Annotated in this window: 17 protein-coding genes; 5 read left to right on the forward strand and 12 right to left on the reverse strand. The window is 72.0% G+C overall.

Translation table 11 applies throughout. The annotated features are described in order from the left end of the window. Nucleotides 1–4: 4 nt before the first annotated feature. The 7 genes from gatA to CG723_RS38880 all read right to left on the reverse strand — a co-directional run bounded on the left by gatA (nt 5) and on the right by CG723_RS38880 (nt 9,603). Complete coding sequence (gene gatA / locus CG723_RS38845) at nt 5–1,510, reverse strand: Asp-tRNA(Asn)/Glu-tRNA(Gln) amidotransferase subunit GatA (RefSeq protein WP_199842072.1); 1,506 nt, start codon at nt 1,508–1,510, stop codon at nt 5–7. Beyond that, a complete protein-coding gene (gene gatC, locus CG723_RS38850; RefSeq protein WP_016642027.1) occupies nt 1,510–1,806 on the reverse strand; it encodes an Asp-tRNA(Asn)/Glu-tRNA(Gln) amidotransferase subunit GatC in 297 nt (98 codons plus the stop codon). Before gatC ends, gatA begins: the two co-directional genes overlap by 1 nt. Before the next feature lie 296 nt (nt 1,807–2,102). Next, nucleotides 2,103–4,349, reverse strand: a complete 2,247-nt coding sequence (locus CG723_RS38860) for a putative bifunctional diguanylate cyclase/phosphodiesterase (protein ID WP_442802629.1) — start codon at nt 4,347–4,349, stop codon at nt 2,103–2,105. 689 nt (nt 4,350–5,038) lie between these two features. Further along, complete coding sequence (ligA, locus tag CG723_RS38865; protein WP_100598275.1) at nt 5,039–7,246, reverse strand: NAD-dependent DNA ligase LigA; 2,208 nt, start codon at nt 7,244–7,246, stop codon at nt 5,039–5,041. Between the two features lie 41 nt (nt 7,247–7,287). After that, nucleotides 7,288–8,292 (reverse strand): methionine synthase, encoded by a 1,005-nt coding sequence (locus CG723_RS38870; protein WP_100598276.1) that lies wholly within the window; start codon nt 8,290–8,292, stop codon nt 7,288–7,290. Nucleotides 8,293–8,357: 65 nt separating this feature from the next. Continuing rightward, a complete protein-coding gene (locus CG723_RS38875; RefSeq protein ID WP_100598277.1) occupies nt 8,358–9,056 on the reverse strand; it encodes an SDR family oxidoreductase in 699 nt (232 codons plus the stop codon). Between the two features lie 7 nt (nt 9,057–9,063). Continuing rightward, entirely contained in the window at nt 9,064–9,603 is a 540-nt protein-coding gene (locus CG723_RS38880; RefSeq protein ID WP_100598278.1) for a TIGR00730 family Rossman fold protein, read from the reverse strand. A 52-nt stretch (nt 9,604–9,655) separates the two neighbouring features. Between CG723_RS38880 and CG723_RS38885 the strand changes: the two genes are divergently transcribed. Together CG723_RS38885 and CG723_RS38890 are read left to right on the forward strand one after the other, a co-directional pair. Beyond that, nucleotides 9,656–9,979, forward strand: a complete 324-nt coding sequence (locus tag CG723_RS38885) for a DUF427 domain-containing protein (protein ID WP_100598279.1) — start codon at nt 9,656–9,658, stop codon at nt 9,977–9,979. A 41-nt stretch (nt 9,980–10,020) separates the two neighbouring features. Beyond that, the gene (locus tag CG723_RS38890) at nt 10,021–10,800 is read left to right on the forward strand and encodes an alpha/beta fold hydrolase (protein ID WP_100598280.1); all 780 of its coding nucleotides are present in this window, start codon (nt 10,021–10,023) and stop codon (nt 10,798–10,800) included. Between the two features lie 20 nt (nt 10,801–10,820). Here the strand turns inward: CG723_RS38890 and mnmA are convergent, their stop codons facing one another. Then, nucleotides 10,821–11,951, reverse strand: coding sequence for a tRNA 2-thiouridine(34) synthase MnmA (mnmA, locus tag CG723_RS38895; protein ID WP_100598281.1), 1,131 nt, complete (start codon nt 11,949–11,951; stop codon nt 10,821–10,823). A gap of 84 nt (nt 11,952–12,035) precedes the next feature. Between mnmA and CG723_RS38900 the strand changes: the two genes are divergently transcribed. After that, the gene (locus tag CG723_RS38900) at nt 12,036–12,740 is read left to right on the forward strand and encodes an N-acetylmuramoyl-L-alanine amidase (RefSeq protein WP_234374737.1); all 705 of its coding nucleotides are present in this window, start codon (nt 12,036–12,038) and stop codon (nt 12,738–12,740) included. Between the two features lie 23 nt (nt 12,741–12,763). On the opposite strand, the gene CG723_RS38905 is transcribed toward CG723_RS38900, so the two are convergent. The 3 genes from CG723_RS38905 to CG723_RS47145 all read right to left on the reverse strand — a co-directional run bounded on the left by CG723_RS38905 (nt 12,764) and on the right by CG723_RS47145 (nt 14,573). After that, nucleotides 12,764–13,933 carry a cysteine desulfurase family protein gene (locus CG723_RS38905; RefSeq protein ID WP_100598282.1) on the reverse strand — a complete coding sequence of 390 codons (1,170 nt, stop codon included), beginning with the start codon at nt 13,931–13,933 and terminating at the stop codon, nt 12,764–12,766. Between the two features lie 79 nt (nt 13,934–14,012). After that, nucleotides 14,013–14,339, reverse strand: a complete 327-nt coding sequence (locus CG723_RS38910; protein ID WP_234374738.1) for a hypothetical protein — start codon at nt 14,337–14,339, stop codon at nt 14,013–14,015. 72 nt (nt 14,340–14,411) lie between these two features. Continuing rightward, nucleotides 14,412–14,573, reverse strand: coding sequence for a hypothetical protein (locus CG723_RS47145; RefSeq protein ID WP_165914619.1), 162 nt, complete (start codon nt 14,571–14,573; stop codon nt 14,412–14,414). 114 nt (nt 14,574–14,687) lie between these two features. Here CG723_RS47145 and CG723_RS38915 point away from each other — a divergent pair, with 114 nt between their 5' ends. Then, on the forward strand, nt 14,688–15,305 hold the full coding sequence (locus CG723_RS38915) for a TetR family transcriptional regulator (protein WP_100598283.1): 618 nt from the start codon (nt 14,688–14,690) through the stop codon (nt 15,303–15,305). Between the two features lie 79 nt (nt 15,306–15,384). Beyond that, nucleotides 15,385–16,242, forward strand: coding sequence for an alpha/beta fold hydrolase (locus CG723_RS38920; protein ID WP_100598284.1), 858 nt, complete (start codon nt 15,385–15,387; stop codon nt 16,240–16,242). On the opposite strand, the gene CG723_RS38925 is transcribed toward CG723_RS38920, so the two are convergent. After that, entirely contained in the window at nt 16,205–16,453 is a 249-nt protein-coding gene (locus CG723_RS38925) for a hypothetical protein (protein ID WP_100598285.1), read from the reverse strand. The genes CG723_RS38920 and CG723_RS38925 overlap by 38 nt on opposite strands. Nucleotides 16,454–16,488 lie beyond the last annotated feature (35 nt).

Below are 16,488 nucleotides of genomic sequence, written 5' to 3' on the forward strand. Positions count from 1 at the left end.
GCACTCACAGCGACGGAGCCTCCTCGAGCAGCGGGTGCCCCCACTTTTCCACGAAGGCGGCCTCGACGGCAGCGCCGACCTTGTACAGGCGGTCGTCCTTCATGGCGGGGGCGATGATCTGCAGCCCGACCGGAAGGCCGTCCTCCGGCGCGAGGCCGCACGGCAGGGACATGGCGGCGTTGCCCGCCATGTTGGTCGGGATCGTGCACACGTCGGCCAGGTACATCGCCATCGGGTCGTCGGCGCGCTCGCCGATCGGGAAGGCGGTGGTCGGCGTCGTCGGCGAGACGATCACGTCGACCTGCTCGAAGGCCCGCTCGAACTCCTGGGTGATCAGGGTGCGGACCTTCTGGGCGCTGCCGTAGTACGCGTCGTAGTAGCCGGAGCTGAGTGCGTACGTGCCGAGGATGACGCGGCGCTTGACCTCGTCGCCGAAGCCGGCCTCACGGGTGAGGGCGGTGACGTCCTCGGCCGACTTCGTGCCGTCGTCGCCGACCCGCAGGCCGTAGCGCATGGCGTCGAAGCGGGCCAGGTTGGACGAGCACTCGGACGGCGCGATCAGGTAGTACGCCGACAGGGCCAGGTCGAAGGTCGGGCAGTCCAGCTCGACGATCTCGGCGCCGAGCGACGTGAGCAGCTCGACCGACTCGTTGAAGCGCTGGACGACGCCGGCCTGGTAGCCCTCGCCGGAGAACTGCTTGACGACGCCGACGCGCATGCCCCGGACCGAGCCGTTGCGAGCGGCCTCGACGACCGGCGGGACCGGCGCGTCGATGGACGTCGAGTCGAGCGGGTCGTGGCCGGCGATGACCTCGTGCAGGAGCGCCGCGTCCAGGACCGTACGGGCGCAGGGGCCGCCCTGGTCGAGGGAGCTGGAGAACGCCACCATGCCGTAGCGCGAGACGCCGCCGTAGGTCGGCTTGACGCCGACGGTGCCGGTGACGGCCGCGGGCTGGCGGATCGAACCGCCGGTGTCCGTGCCGATGGCGAGCGGGGCCTCGTACGCGGCGAGGGCCGCGGAGGAGCCGCCGCCGGAGCCGCCGGGGATGCGGGTGAGGTCCCAAGGGTTGCCGGTCGGGCCGTACGCGCTGTTCTCGGTGGAGGACCCCATGGCGAACTCGTCCATGTTGGTCTTGCCGAGGATGACGACGTCGGCCTCCTTGAGCTTGCGCGTCAGGGTGGCGTCGTACGGCGGGATCCAGCCTTCGAGGATCTTCGAACCGACCGTGGTCGGGATGCCCTCGGTGGTGAAGATGTCCTTCAGCGCGAGCGGTACGCCGGCCAGCGGGCCGAGCTTCTCGCCCGCGGCGCGCTTGGCGTCGACGGCGCGTGCCTGCGCGAGCGCGCCCTCACGGTCGACGTGCAGGAACGCGTGCACCTTCTCGTCGACGGCCTCGATCCGGGCCAGGTGGGCCTCGGTGACCTCGACGGCCGTGAGCTCGCCGGCGGCGATCTTCGAGGCGATCTCGGCGGCGGTGAGCTTGATGATGTTGCTGTCCGTCATGGTGATTAGTCCTCCCCCAGGATCTGCGGCACCTTGAAACGCTGCTGCTCCTGGGCCGGGGCGCCGGAGAGCGCCTGCTCGGGGGTGAGCGACGGACGAACCTCGTCCGCCCGCATGACGTTCGTCAGCGGGAGCGGGTGGGAGGTCGGCGGTACGTCTTGGTCGGCGACCTCCGAGACGCGGGCGACCGCGCCGATGATGTCGTCGAGCTGTCCGGCGAAGTGGTCGAGCTCTTCGTCCTTCAGCTCCAGACGCGCCAGCCGTGCGAGGTGTGCGACCTCCTCGCGCGTGATGCCAGGCATGCAGCGATCCTCTGGGGTGAGTGAGTGTGGTTTGGGCCGGGGCCAGTCGTCCCATTCCCGTCGTCCGCCCGGAGGGCGGGTCGTGCGTCGTCTGGTGCGTGCGATCGCAAGGCGCCGGAGCGTCCTCGTGGCGGAGCCACGTGGACGATTCGGCAACGCGGCGAGCGTGCGTGCCGGGCGTCGCACGACAGACGGGAATGGGACGACTGGCCCCAATCCTATGGGGCGCGGCGCTGTGCCTGTTAAACGGTTTCCCGTTCGGAGGTCCGCGGCGGCCCCGGTCACCCCTGTACGGCTCAGTTGACCGTCTGTCCCGATGACTGGTCCTCGGCCTCGGCGGCGAGGACGGAGGGCCGCTGCCATCCGCGGGAGCCGCGCGCCCGCAGCCACGCCGTCGTCTCGTCCGGCGGCATCGCGGCGGCGACGAGCCAGCCCTGGACGGCGTCGCACCCGAGGTCGCGCAGGCGCTCCCAGGTCTCGTCGTCCTCGACGCCCTCGGCGACGACGAGGAGTCCCAGCGAGTGCGCCAGGTCGACGGTGCAGCGGACGATCTCCGCGTCCTCGTTGTCCACGGCGAGGCGGGCCACGAACGAGCGGTCGATCTTCAGCTCGCTGACCGGGAGGCGACGCAGGTGGACGAGGGAGGAGTAGCCGGTGCCGAAGTCGTCGAGGGACATCTTCACGCCGTGCCCGGTGAGCCCGGCGAGGGTGTCGGCGGCGCGCTGGGGGTCCTCCAGCAACACGTGCTCGGTTATCTCCAGCTGCAGGGCGCCCGGGGGGACGCCGTGCCGGGCGAGCCGCGCGGCGACCGCGCCGGCGAATCCCGGCGTGTGCACGTCCCTCGGCGACACGTTCACCGCGACCGGCACGCGCAGGCCCTGCGCCCGCCACCGGGCGACCTGCGCGAGCGCCGTCTCCAGGACGTACTCGGTCAGATGAGGCATGAGTCCGGACGACTCGGCGATGGCGATGAACTCGTCCGGCGGGACCTTGCCCCGCTCGGGGTGCACCCAGCGCACCAGCGCCTCGAGGCCGGCGACCTGTCCGTCGAAGCGGACCTTCGGCTGGTAGTGCACCTCCACGTCGCCGGCGTCGAGCGCGCGGCGCAGATCGCCGAGCAGGCCGAGGCGGTCGGGGGTGTTGGAATCCCGCTTCGACTCGTAGACCTCGACGCCCGTACGGTCGCGCTTCGCCTGGTACATGGCGACGTCCGCGCGGCGCAGCAGCCCTTCGGCGTCGAGTGCGTGGTCGGGGAAGACGGCGAGTCCGGCGCTGGCCTCCAGGACCAGCGTGAGCCCGTCCAGGTCGAGCGGGGAGCCGAGGGCGGCGACCAGGGTGCGCGCCACTCGGGTGGCGGATGTCGTGGAGTCGGCCACGGGCAGGAGCACGGCGAACTCGTCGCCGCCGAGGCGTGCGGCCTCCGCCCCTCGGGGCAGGGCCATCCGGAGCCGGTCGGCTATCTGGAGCAGGAGCCGGTCCCCCGCGAGGTGGCCGAGGGTGTCGTTGACCGACCGGAAGCGGTCCAGGTCGATGAGCAGGAGGGCGCTGCGCGCGCCGATCCGCTCGGCGTCGTCGAGCGCGGTCCACGTCCGCTCCAGTAGCCACTGCCGGTTGGGCAGCCCGGTGAGCGGGTCGCGCAGCTGCTCCTCGGCGCGGGCCCGGGCGATCCACAGCGTCGAGTCGAGCGCGATGAGCGGGACGGCGAACAGCGGCAGCAGCACGGGCAGCGCGATAGCGACCACGCAGATCAGCGGGGCGATGCCGAGCAGCGCGACGCCGACGAGGCCCTGCCGGAGAAGGGCGGTGCGGGCGACGGTGGGCAGCCCGGAGGCACTCGGCGCGTGGACGTACCAGAGCAGGCTGCGGGTGACCGCGAGGTAGGCGACCGCGACGAGCGCCACCTCGGGGGCGTTGAGAACCGTCCAGGTCTCCGGCTTCCAGGGGGACTCCACAGACGGGACCTGACCGAACACGGCGAGGACGAGGGCGCCCGCGCCGATGCCGATGATGTCGACCGCGCCGTGCAGGATGCCCTGGCGCCAGCGGTGCCGGCGGGCGATGCCGACGAGGACGACGACGGTGAGGCTGACCATGCCGGCGGGCACCCAGCCGTAGAGCAGCAGGACCGCGAGCGTTAAGGCCGCGCCCGAGCCGGTGCCGCCCCACCAGCGGTCGCGGCCGAGCGCGACGAGGTGGCCGACGATGATGCCGGTCAGCACGGCGAGGGACCAGCCGGCGGCGCCGGACGGAAAGAGGGCGTGGCTGCCGGTGAAAGCGCGGTAGAAGCCGGTGCCGAGCACGGCGGCGGCGAGGGCGACGATCGCGAGGGGCAGCATGGGCAGCGCGCCGAGCCAGGATCGCTCCCGGCCGTCCCCTTCCTCACCGAAGGCTCCGCCGAAGGTCCCGTACCCGCGGTTCGGCCAGCCGCCCGCGACTCCCGCGTCGGCGCCGGTCCACCCGGAACCACCGTCAGCGGCGGCCCCGGTCCAGCCGGTCCCGCCGTTCACCGCCGCTCCGGAGCGGGTCCCGCCGATGGCACCGATGCCCGCCCCGCCGTTCGAACCCGGGACGGGCCAACCGGACACCGCTGCACCGGATCCCGGGACGCCGTAGGCGCCGATCCCGGCTCCGCCGTTCGAACCGGACGCGGGCCAGCCGGGTGAGGGCGCCCCGGATCCGGCCGATGCGCCGGCGGAGCCACTTCGTCCGCTCTCGCCCCGGGCACCGGAGCCCGCGCGACGGCGCGTACGCCCCGCGCCGCGGTCCCCGAGGGCCGCGCGCCACCCACCACGCCTGGGGCGCCCGTCGCCCTGATCCGTCTCGCCGATGTCGTTGTCCGTCTCACCGGACTGGTCCGTCTCGTCCGGTCGCGGCACGCTGCGCGCGGCCGGCGCCGGGCTCGCGGTGCCTCGCCACACGCGCCAGCGCGTGCGCAGCCGTGAGTCCGGAGCGGCGCTCTCGGTCGGTTCCATTCCCGTCCCTCTCACAGCCGGCGGTGCCCACGCCACGCGATCCGATGCCGACGACTTCCGTCAGCGGTACCGCGTCCTCGTTCTCTGCCCCGTGCCCGTCGTGGGCACGGGATGCCCCATCCGCAGCCGGGCACGGCAGGCGCACCCCTCAACAGTAGGCCGCAGAAGGCTTCCAGGGGCAGCGGTCGACCACGGTTGCCCGAATGCGCCCCAGCCACCCGTATGCATCTGGTATGCGCTGAACGGGTGGCCTTCAACCGCTACTCCTCGGTCGGAAGCGCGGCGTCCGCCGCCGCCTCCGGCCCCTGTTCGAGCAGGACGGCGAACCCGTCCTCGTTCAGAACCGGAACCTTCAGCTGCATCGCCTTGTCGTACTTGGAGCCCGGGTTGTCCCCCACTACGACGAAGGAGGTCTTCTTGGAAACGGAGCCCGTCACCTTGGCCCCTCTACTCTGCAGGGCCTCTTTCGCGCCATCTCGGGTGTGGTGCTCGAGTGTGCCGGTGACGACGACCGTGAGGCCTTCGAGCGGGCGCGGGCCCTGGTCCTCGCCGGCGCCCTCCTCCTCCATCCGGACCCCGGCGGCCCGCCACTTGCGCAGGATCTCGCGGTGCCAGTCCTCCGCGAACCACTGCTTGAGCGAGGCGGCGATGATCGGCCCGACGCCGTCGGTGGCGGCGAGCTCCTCCTCGGTGGCCTGCTCGATGCGGTCGATGGAGCGGAACTCGCGGGCCAGCGCCTCGGCGGCGACGGGGCCCACATGGCGCACCGACAGGCCGGTGATGATGCGGGCGAGGGGCCGCTCCTTGGCCGCCGCGATGTTCTCCAGCATGGACAGGGCGTTCTTGCGGGGCTCGCCCTGCTGGTTGGCGAAGACCGTGGCGATCTTCTCCTCGCCGGTCTTCGGGTCCCGCTTCGGCAGTCCGCTGTCCTGGTCGAGGACGTACGCCCTGATCGGCAGCAGCTGCTCGATGGTGAGGTCGAACAGGTCGCCCTCGTCGGAGAGCGCCGGCTCGGACGGCTCCAGGGGCTTGGTGAGGGCGGCGGCCGCCACGTAACCGAAGTTCTCGATGTCGAGGGACTTGCGGCCCGCGAGGTAGAAGAGGCGCTCGCGCAACTGGGCCGGGCAGGAACGGGCGTTCGGGCAGCGGAGGTCGATGTCGCCCTCCTTCATGGCCCGCAGAGGCGTGCCGCACTCGGGGCATTCGGCGGGCATCACGAACTCCCGCTCGCTGCCGTCGCGCAGGTCGGCGACCGGGCCGAGGATCTCGGGGATGACGTCGCCCGCCTTCCGCAGGACGACGGTGTCGCCGATGAGGACGCCCTTCTTCTTGACGACGTCCTGGTTGTGCAGGGTCGCGAACTCGACCTCCGAGCCGGCCACGGTGACCGGTTCGACCTGCGCGTACGGCGTGACGCGGCCGGTGCGGCCCACACCCACGCGGATGTTGACCAGCTTGGTGTTGACCTCCTCCGGCGGGTACTTCCAGGCGATGGCCCAGCGCGGCGCGCGCGAGGTGGAGCCGAGGCGGCCCTGGAGGGGGATCTCGTCGAGCTTGACGACGGCGCCGTCGATCTCGTGCTCGACGATGGAGTGGCGGTTCTCCCCGTAGTGGGCGATGAACTCCCGTACGTCCTCGATGCTGTCGACCACCCTGTTGTGCCGGGCGGTGGGCAGGCCCCATTCGTGCAACAGCTCGTAGGCCTGGGAGAGGCGGTCGATGTCGAAGCCCTCGCGGGCGCCGATGCCGTGCACGACCATGTGGAGCGGGCGCGTCGCGGTGACGCGGGGGTCCTTCTGGCGGAGCGAACCCGCCGCCGCGTTGCGCGGGTTGGCGAAGGGCTTGTCCCCGGCCTCGACCAGGCGCGCGTTGAGCTCCTCGAACCCCTCCATGGGGAAGAAGACTTCGCCGCGGATCTCCACGAGCGCCGGGACGCGGTCGCCCTTGAGGCGGTGGGGGATCTCGGCGATCGTGCGCACGTTGGGCGTGATGTCCTCGCCGGTGCGGCCGTCGCCGCGGGTGGCGGCTCGGGTGAGCTTGCCGTCCTCGTACGTGAGGTTGACCGCGAGGCCGTCGATCTTGAGTTCGCACAGGAAGTGGTAGTCGGACGTGCCGACGTCCCGGGCGATGCGGTCCGCCCAGGCGGCCAACTCGGCGTCGTCGAAGGCGTTGTCGAGGGAGAGCATGCGTTCGCGGTGCTCGACGGCCGTGAACGACGTGGACACCGGCGCGTACGAGCCCGCGACCTTCTGGGTCGGCGAGTCGGGGGTGCGCAGCTCGGGGTACTGCTCCTCCAGCGCCTCCAGGGAGCGCAGCAGTTTGTCGAACTCGCCGTCGCTGACGACCGGCTGGTCCTTCACGTAGTACCTGAAGCGGTGCTCCTCGATCTGCTCGGCGAGCTGCGCGTGCTGCTCCCGTGCCGTCGTGGGCACCTCTGCGGGCTGTGCGTGCTGCTGTTCGCCGGCCACCGTCTCGTCCTCCCGTTTGTTCCTGTGCGGATCCCGAGCCGTCACTCTGGGTTGTCCGCAAGTGATCTCGCCGCCCGGACGCAGTGGGCGAGCGCGGCACGCGCGTACGCGGGAGAGGCCCCCGCGAGACCGCACGACGGTGTGACCGTGACCGACTCCGCGAGGGAGCCGGGATTCAGCCCCAGCCTGCGCCACAGCGTCCTGACTCCCATGACGCTACCGGCAGGGTCTGACAATGGGCTGTCCGTGCCCGGCACGACACCGGCGAAGAGCCGCGTACCGGCCTCGACGGCCTCACCGATCGCGTCGTCGTCACGTTCGGTGAGCAGCGAGAAGTCGAAGGAGATCGCGTCGGCGCCCGCACGTCGCAGCAGGGCGAACGGGACGTCGGGGGCGCAGGAGTGCACGACGACGGGTCCGTCGTGGACCGAGACGACCTCGCGGAGCGTGCTCTCCACGAGCTGGCGGTCGACGGCGCGGTGGGTGCGGTATCCGCTGGCGCTCCTGACCTGGCCGCGCAGTACGGCGATGAGGGACGGCTCGTCGAGCTGGAGGACGATCTCCGCCCCGGGGACGCGGCGGCGCATGTCGTCGAGGTGGAGGCGCAGGCCCTCGGCGAGCGAGCCGGCGAGGTCCCGGCAGGCGCCCTCGTCGGACAGGGCGACCTCGCCGTTACGCAGTTCCAGGGCGGCGGCGAGCGTCCAGGGGCCGACCGCCTGCACCTTCAACGGCCCCTGGTAGCCCTGCGTGAACTCCTCGAGGGCGTCCAGGTCCTCACCCATCCAGGACCGGGCGCGCCGGGTGTCGCGGCCCGGCCGGTCCCCGAGCCGCCAGCCGCTGGGCTCCACGCGCGCGTACAGCTCGACGAGCAGTCCGGCGGTCCGGCCGATCATGTCGGCGCCGGGTCCGCGTGCGGGCAGTTCCGCCAGATACGGGAACTCCTCGACACTGCCGGTGACCGTCTTGGCCGCCTCGCGCGCGTCGCCACCGGGCATCGATCCGACACCGGTGGCCGGCCCCGGCCTGAACTTGCTGTTTTCGCTCACCCGCGAAGCGTACGTAACAGGGCCGGGGCCGGCTCAGGCGCAGGTGGGCCGAGGCCCGGAAGGCGCTAGCGGCCCGGGCGCACCGTGAGGTCGTTGACCTCGGCGTCGCGCGGCAGGTCGAGCGCCATGACGATCGTCGTGGCGACCGACTCGGGGTCGATCCAGCGGGCGGCGTCGTACGGCTTGCCCTCCTGCTGGTGCACCTTGACCTGCATCGCGCTGGCCGTGCGGCCCGGGTAGACCGACGTGACCCGCACTCCGTTGCCGTGCTCCTCCTGGCGCAGGGAGTCGGCGAGCGCCTTCAGGCCGTGCTTGGAGGCGGCGTACGCGGACCAGTCGGCGTGCGCACTGAGGCCCGCACCCGAGTTGACGAAGATCACGTGGCCGTGGGCGACGCGGAGCTGGGGCAGGAAATGGCGGGTCAGTTCGGCGGGGGCGACCAGGTTCACGTTCAGCTGGTGGCGCCACGACTTGGGGGTGAGCTCGCCGACCGGGCCGAGGTCGACGACGCCCGCGATGTGCAGCAGCGACTCCACCCGGTCCGGCAGCGACTGGTGCGAGAACGCCCAGGAGAGCTTGTCCGGGTCGGCGAGGTCGCCGACGAGGGTGGCCGCGCCGGGGAACTGGGCCGCGAGTTCCTTCGCGCGGGCCGCGTCGCGCGCGTGGAGGACGAGTTGGTCCCCGCGTGCGTGCAGACGGCGCGCCACGGCCGCGCCGATACCTGATCCGGCCCCGGTGATCACATGTGTTGCCATACGGGCCATGCTCGCATTAGAGCGTGCCGAGTGATTCCTCCAGGTAGGCCAGCGCGCCGACCGGCTCCTCGGCGAAGAAGACGAGTTCGGTGAGCGGCAACGGCAGGAACCCCTCGTCGTCCATGCGGCGGAACTGCTGCTTGAGGCCGTCGTAGAAGCCCGCCGAGTTCAGCAGGACGACCGGCTTGTTGTGCTTGCCGTGCTTCTTCAGCTCCAGGATCTCGGTGGCCTCGTCGAGCGTGCCCGCGCCGCCCACCATGATCACGACGGCGTCGGCCTTCTCCAGGAGCAGCGCCTTGCGTTCGGCGAGGTCGCGGGCGATGACCATCTCGTCGGCGTTCGCCCGCGCCAGGTCGGCGAGGAAGTCCACGGAGACGCCCACGAGGCGCCCTCCGGCCTCCTGCACACCGTCCGCGACGACCTTCATGAGACCGCTCTCCGAACCACCCCACACGAGCGTGTGACCGCCCTTGCCGAGCAGTTCGGCGAACTCACGGGCGGGTCGGGTGTAGCGGTCGGCGAGGTCGGCGGCGGAGAGGAAGACGCAGATGTTCATGTCTCCTACCGTACGGGGGAAGAACGGCGGCCTCGCCGGTGCTGTCCCAGGTATGGCTGATGGACACACGATCACGATCGAGCAGGGCACCGGTTCCGTACGCGTAGTCCACGGCGGGGTGGTGCTCGCACAGAGCGCCCGCCCACTGCTGCTGCGCGAGACGGGCTGTCCCGTGCGTTACTACATCCCGCCGGCGGACGTCCGCACGGACCTGCTGACCCCGTCCGACACACAGACGTACTGCCCCTTCAAGGGAACGGCGTCCTACTGGTCCCTGCCGGACGCCCCCGACCTGGTGTGGGCATACCCCGACCCGAAGCCGGACGTGGCCGAGATCAAGGACCACCTGTGCTTCTACGAGGTGGAAACCGTCTGACCGCGTGATGAGTTCCGCCGGGCGAGGGAGTCCTCACAGACATGGACAAGAAGACGAACTCTCCCGACGGCACGGCCATCGCGTACGACCGCACCGGCACGGGCCCGGCGGTCATCCTGGTGAGCGGCGCCCTGTCGGCGGGCTCGTCGATGGAGCCGCTGGCGGCCCGGCTGAGCGGCGGACTCGGCGCCGTCCCGTACGACCGCAGGGGGCGCGGCGCGAGCGGTGACACGGCCCCCTACGCCGTCGCCCGCGAGGTGGAGGACATCGCCGCGCTCATCGACGCGGTGGGCGGCAGCGCGGCGCTCTACGGCATGTCGTCGGGCGCGGCGCTGGCCCTGGAGGCGGCGGCGAGTGGGCTGCCGGTGACCCGAGTCGCCGTGTACGAACCCCCGTTCGCGGTCGACGAAGGGGGCGGCAAGGAGCGCGCGGAGTACACGCAGCAGCTGTCCGAGCTCCTCGCCGAGGGCCGCAACGGGGACGCGGTGGAGCTGTTCATGTCGCTCGCCGGCGCGCCAGCCGAGATGGTCGCGGGCGCCCGGCGCTCTCCCTGGTGGCCGGACATGGAGGCGGTCGCGCCGACCCTGGCCTATGACAATGCCGCGATGGGTGACGGTCTGGTGCCGCGGGAGCGGCTGGCCTCGATCACCGTGCCGGTGCTCGCCGTCGCGGGCGGCGCTAGCCCCTCGTGGATGCGAGAGGCGGCGCGGACGGTAGCAGGGGCGGTGCCCGACGGGACGTACCGCACGCTCGACGGCCAGACCCACGCCGTGGATCCGGACGCGCTCGGTCCGCTGCTCACCGACTTCTTCTCGGCGTAGCCCCGCGCGCCCGTAAGCGGCTAGGCAGCCGTCTTCGCGCGCGTGGTCGTCGCGATCGTCGCCGAGCCGACCACGCGCGTGCCGTCGTAGAGCACGATGGCCTGGCCGGGGGCGACGCCGCGCACGGGCTCGTCGAAGGTGACGGTCAGGGTGCCGTCCACCAGCTCCGCCGTCACCGGCGTCTCGTCGCCGTGGGCGCGCAGCTGCGCGGTGTACGTGCCCGGTCCCGAGGGAGCCGTGCCGCACCAGCGGGGCTTGATGGCCGTGAGGGCGGTGACATCGAGGGAGCCGACGGGGCCGACCGTCACCGTGTTGTTCACCGGCGAGATGTCCAGGACGTAGCGCGGCTTGCCGTCGGGGGCCGGGGTGCCGATGCGCAGGCCCTTGCGCTGGCCGATCGTGAAGCCGTACGCGCCCTCGTGCGTGCCGACCTTGCTGCCCGCCTCGTCGACGATGTCGCCCTCGGCCTTGCCCAGGCGCGACGCGAGGAAGCCCTGGGTGTCGCCGTCCGCGATGAAACAGATGTCGTGCGAGTCGGGCTTCTTGGCGACCGCGAGGCCGCGCCGCTCGGCCTCCGCGCGGATCTCGTCCTTCGTCGTGACCGTGTCGCCGAGGGGGAACAGGGCGTGCGCGAGCTGGCGGTCGTCGAGCACTCCGAGGACGTACGACTGGTCCTTGGCCATGTCGGAGGCGCGGTGCAGCTCGCGGGTGCCGTCCGCGTGCTCGACCACCTTCGCGTAGTGGCCCGTGGCGACCGCGTCGAAGCCCAGGGCGAGCGCCTTGTCGAGGAGCGCGGCGAACTTGATCTTCTCGTTGCAGCGCAGGCACGGGTTCGGGGTGCGCCCGGCCTCGTACTCGGCGACGAAGTCGTCGACGACGTCCTCGCGGAAGCGCTCGGCGAGGTCCCAGACGTAGAAGGGGATGCCGATGACGTCGGCGGCCCTGCGGGCGTCACGGGAGTCCTCCACGGTGCAACAGCCGCGGGCTCCGGTGCGGAACGACTGCGGGTTCGCGGAGAGGGCGAGGTGGACGCCCGTCACGTCGTGGCCCGCTTCCGCCGCGCGGGCGGCGGCGACGGCGGAGTCCACGCCGCCCGACATGGCGGCGAGGACGCGAAGGGGGCGGGTGCTCTGCGGGGTCTGCGAAGTCATAGCTCTCACAGGGTACGGGGCCGCGGGAACCGAATCCCGCGAGTATCCGTTGTGGATCTCGTACGACGTGAACGGGGGCGGGTCGTGGGAGCACAGGGGAAGTCGCGGCAGAAGTCCGGGGGCGGCGCGAAGTGCGACGGTGACCGGGGGGTCAGCCGGCGGACGCTGCTGATCGGAGGCGCGGCGACAGCCGTCGGTGTGGGCCTGCTCGCCCGCAGCGACCTGGCGCACATGTGGTGGCAGATGCCCGGCATCGACAAGCCGCGCAAGGCCGGCGAGGTCGACTTCAGGGGCGCGGAGTGGGTGGCCGCGGCGGCGGCGAACTGGCGGCGGGCGGACCGCCCCGCCGACTACACGATCGACCGCGTGATCATCCATGTCACACAGGGCAGCTACCAGGGGACGCTGAAGGTCTTCAAGGACCCGTGGCACGGGGCGGCCGCGCACTACGTGGTGCGCAAGGACGGCCACATAGCGCAGATGATCCGCGAGCTGGACGTGGCGTTCCACGCGGGGAACAAGGAATTCAACGAGCGCAGTGTGGGGATCGAGCACGAGGGGTTCGTGGACCGCCCGGCCGACTTCACGGACGCCATGTACGCGTCCTCCGCGCGGCTCACCGCCGGGATATGCAGGCGCTACGGGATACCCGTCGACCGGCAGCACATCATCGGGCACGTCGAGGTGCCGGGCACGGACCACACCGATCCGGGCCCGCACTGGGACTGGGACCGGTACATGGGCCTGGTGAAGCGCGCCCATGAAGAGGGGCGCACGGCCAAGGCGTAAGGCGTCCTGGCTCAGCCGGGCCGTCAGCTCAGCCCGGCCGTCCTGGCCCGCTCCACCGCCGGTCCGATCGCGTCCGCCACAGCTGCCACGTCCGCCTCGGTCGACGTGTGGCCGAGGGAGAAGCGCAGGGTGCCGCGGGCCAGGTCCGGGTCCGTGCCGGTGGCCAGCAGTACGTGGCTGGGCTGCGCCACACCGGCCGTGCACGCGGAGCCGGTGGAGCACTCGATGCCCTGCGCGTCCAGGAGCAGCAGCAGGGAGTCGCCCTCGCACCCGGGGAAGGTGAAGTGGGCGTTGGCGGGCAGCCGGCCGCCGGGGGCCGGGTCGCCGCCGAGGATCGCCTCGGGGACGGCCGCGCGCACGGCGTCGACCAGGCCGTCGCGCAGTCCGCCGATCTCGCGGGCGAACCACTCACGCTGTTCGGCGGCGAGCCGTCCGGCGACGGCGAAGGCGGCGACGGCCGGCACGTCGAGCGTCCCGGAGCGCACATGCCGCTCCTGGCCGCCGCCGTGGAGCACGGGTACGGGGGTGTACTCGCGGCCCAGGAGGAGCGCCCCGATACCGTACGGGCCGCCGATCTTGTGGCCGGAGACGGTCATCGCGGCGAGGCCGGACGCGGCGAAGTCGACGGGGATCTGACCGAAGGCCTGGACGGCGTCGGCGTGCAGCGGGACACCGAACTCGGCGGCCACGTCGGCGAGTTCACGTACGGGCTGGATCGTGCCGATCTCGTTGTTCGCCCACATGACGGTGGCGAGCGCCACGTCGTCGGGGTTGCGGGCGATCGCCTCGCGCAGGGCGTCCGGGTGCACGCGCCCGTACGCGTCGACGGGCAGGTATTCGACGGTGGCGCCCTCGTGTTCGCCGAGCCAGTGCACGGCGTCGAGGACGGCGTGGTGTTCGACGGGGCTGGCGAGGACGCGGGTGCGGGCGGGGTCCGCGTCGCGGCGGGACCAGTACAGGCCCTTCACCGCGAGGTTGTCGGCCTCGGTGCCGCCCGAGGTGAAGACGACCTCACTGGGGCGGGCGCCGAGGGATTCGGCGAGGGTCTCGCGGGACTCCTCGACGGTGCGTCGGGCGCGCCGGCCTGCTGCGTGCAGCGAGGACGCGTTGCCGGTGAGGGCGAGCTGGGCGGTCATCACCTCGACGGCCTCCGGGAGCATCGGAGTGGTCGCGGCGTGGTCGAGGTAAGCCATGGTGGGCTCGATTCTACGAGCCCCTGTCCCGGTGCTCCGCGCCGCGTGGGGTCCCGTCCCACGCAGAGCGTCAAAGGGGTCAGCCCGTGAGGCTCCAGGACAGCGTGTGGTCGGTCGCGACGAACGCCGCGAGGACCGCCAGGTCGGCGATTCCGAGCCCGAGTCCGAGCAGCGCACGGCCACGGCGGGCGGTGCCGCGCATGAGGGCGAGGCCGGCGAGCACGATGGCGATCGGGCCGAGGAAGAGGTTGAGGACGAGCAGTCCGAGCAGCCCGAGGACGAACGAGGCGACGGCCATTCCGTCGGCGTCGCGCGCACCGGTGCGGGGCTGCTCCGCAGGGGCCGTCCCGGCCACGGCGTCGGTGTGGGTGCTGGTGCCGGTAGTGGTGTCAGCGGTGATGTTCATGGTGGTACCCCCTCTTGGTTCAGGCGTGATCAAGCGTGATCAAGCGTGATCAAGCGTGATCAGGCTGATGGATCAGTGCTGGTGGCGTCGTCGGGCGGTCCGCTCGCGCACGGCGAAGACAACCAGCCAGATGCCGATGACGGCGGCGGCGACGAGGGTGACGGGAAGAGGCGCGTGGGCCACGGAGCCCAGCGCGACGCCCAGCAGAAGCAGGGCGGCTACGAGGAACAGCATGAGTGCCTCTCATGGTCGGGTCGGTGACGGTTGGGATTACAACCGTTCACTGACTCCTGAGTCTAGCGCGCACACGGCTTCCGAATTACAGAGAACAAGTGTTAACTGCATGGCATGAGTCACACCCTCGGCATCCGGCAGGCCCAGAAGCAGAAGACCCGACAGGCGCTGCTCGACGCGGCGTTGGAGCTGCTCGAGGACCAGAGCCTGTCGAGCCTGGGGCTGCGCGAGGTCACCCGGGCCGTCGGGGTCGCGCCGACCGCGTTCTACCGGCACTTCGACTCGACGGCCGAGCTCGGCGTCGCGCTCGTCGAGGAGGCGCTCGGCAGCCTGCACGAGACGATCACCACGATGCTGACCACGACGGGCAGCAACGAGGAACGTCTGGGTCGGACAGTTGAGTTGATCGCCCGTCTGGTCCGCACGCACCCCTCCCACGTGCGCTTCATCGCGCGTGAGCGGCACGGCGGCGTCCAGCGCGTGCGGGACGCCATCGGCGGGCAGCTCACGCGGTTCGCCGAGGAGGTGGCCGAGGGCCTCGCCGCGGACCCGGTGTCCGCCGGCTGGAGCCAGGACGACCTGCGGATGCTGGCGTGGCACTACGTCGAGCACATGGTGATGACCGCGTCCGTCTTCCTGGAGACCCCGCCGGAGCGCATGGACGCGGCGATCGACGTCGCCACACGGCAGTTGCGCCTCGTCAACCTCGGCAGGGCGCACTGGCTGGACTGAACGCCGCCGGCCACAGGCCACCACCCGCCGGCGCCCGAGTCCCCGCGCCCCGGCCGGGACACGCCCTAGCCTGAAGAGCATGACCGCCGACTGGAATCTCGACCGCTCCTGCGCCAGTTCGTCCGGCGACGTCGCCTGGGCCGCGCTCGGCCCGGCGGACGCGCCGCCGGTCGTCCTCGTCCACGGCACGCCCTTCTCCTCGTACGTCTGGCGCGGCCCGGCCCGCGCGCTCGCCTCCCGGCATCGCGTCTACGTATGGGATCTGCCCGGGTACGGCGCCTCGGCGAAGCACGACGGGCAGGACGTCACCCTCGCCGCCCACGCCCGCGTCCTGACCGAACTGCTCGGGCACTGGGGCCTGGACCGGCCCGGCGCCGAACCCGCCGTCGTCGCCCATGACTTCGGCGGCTGTGTCGCCCTGCGCGCCCGGCTGCTGCACGGCGCGCGCTACGAGCGGCTCGCGCTGGTCGACCCGGTGGCGCTCGCTCCATGGGGCTCCCCCACGTACCGCCATCTCGGCGCGCACGCCGACGTGTTCGCCCAGCTCCCGCCGGCCCTGCACGAGGCGCTCGTGCGCGAGTACATCAGGTCGGCGAGCCACCAGGGCCTGCCCCCGGCCACTCTCGACCGGCTGGCAGCCCCCTGGTGCACGCCGGAGGGACAGCCCGCGTTCTACCGTCAGATCGAGCAGAACGACCGGCGCTTCACCGACGAGATCCAGAGCCGGTACGGGGAGTTGGACCTGCCTGTGCTGATCTGCTGGGGCACGGAGGACACCTGGATCCCGGTCGCGCGCGGGCACGAGCTGGCGAAGCTGATCCCCGGCGCCGAACTGCGGCTGATCGAGGGCGCGGGTCATCTCGTACAGGAAGACGCGCCGGCCGAACTGACCGGCGCTGTCACGGAGTTCCTGTGGGCGGACCGTACACGGCGGTGATCGTGGCGCCGCAGCGGCCGAGTTCCGCACGGATCTCGGGCGGCTCGACGACCTGCACGTGGACGGCGAAGGAGAGGAGCGAGCGGGCCTCGTGCACCTCCCCGTAGCCGAGGTGCACGGTGATCCACTCGCCGCGGCCGCCGTCGTCGGGCGGCGCGGTCAGCGCGTTGCCGCACAGCCGCAGGAACAGGTCGGGGTGGGTGCGCCGCACACGCGCGGTGGCCTCGACGGCGCCGGGCCCGACCT

It is taken from the genome of Streptomyces sp. CB01635 (assembly GCF_002803065.1).
In the GTDB taxonomy this organism is placed as follows: domain Bacteria; phylum Actinomycetota; class Actinomycetes; order Streptomycetales; family Streptomycetaceae; genus Streptomyces.

Coding starts and splice junctions, on each gene's coding strand:
- gatC (WP_016642027.1), bottom strand. CDS start 1,806: ATGCCTGGCATCACGCGCGAGGAGGTCGCACACCTCGCACGGCTGGCG.
- CG723_RS38875 (WP_100598277.1), bottom strand. CDS start 9,056: ATGGCCCGTATGGCAACACATGTGATCACCGGGGCCGGATCAGGTATC.
- CG723_RS38880 (WP_100598278.1), bottom strand. CDS start 9,603: ATGAACATCTGCGTCTTCCTCTCCGCCGCCGACCTCGCCGACCGCTAC.
- CG723_RS38885 (WP_100598279.1), top strand. CDS start 9,656: ATGGCTGATGGACACACGATCACGATCGAGCAGGGCACCGGTTCCGTA.
- CG723_RS38890 (WP_100598280.1), top strand. CDS start 10,021: ATGGACAAGAAGACGAACTCTCCCGACGGCACGGCCATCGCGTACGAC.
- mnmA (WP_100598281.1), bottom strand. CDS start 11,951: ATGACTTCGCAGACCCCGCAGAGCACCCGCCCCCTTCGCGTCCTCGCC.
- CG723_RS38905 (WP_100598282.1), bottom strand. CDS start 13,933: ATGGCTTACCTCGACCACGCCGCGACCACTCCGATGCTCCCGGAGGCC.
- CG723_RS38910 (WP_234374738.1), bottom strand. CDS start 14,339: ATGAACATCACCGCTGACACCACTACCGGCACCAGCACCCACACCGAC.
- CG723_RS47145 (WP_165914619.1), bottom strand. CDS start 14,573: ATGCTGTTCCTCGTAGCCGCCCTGCTTCTGCTGGGCGTCGCGCTGGGC.
- CG723_RS38915 (WP_100598283.1), top strand. CDS start 14,688: ATGAGTCACACCCTCGGCATCCGGCAGGCCCAGAAGCAGAAGACCCGA.
- CG723_RS38920 (WP_100598284.1), top strand. CDS start 15,385: ATGACCGCCGACTGGAATCTCGACCGCTCCTGCGCCAGTTCGTCCGGC.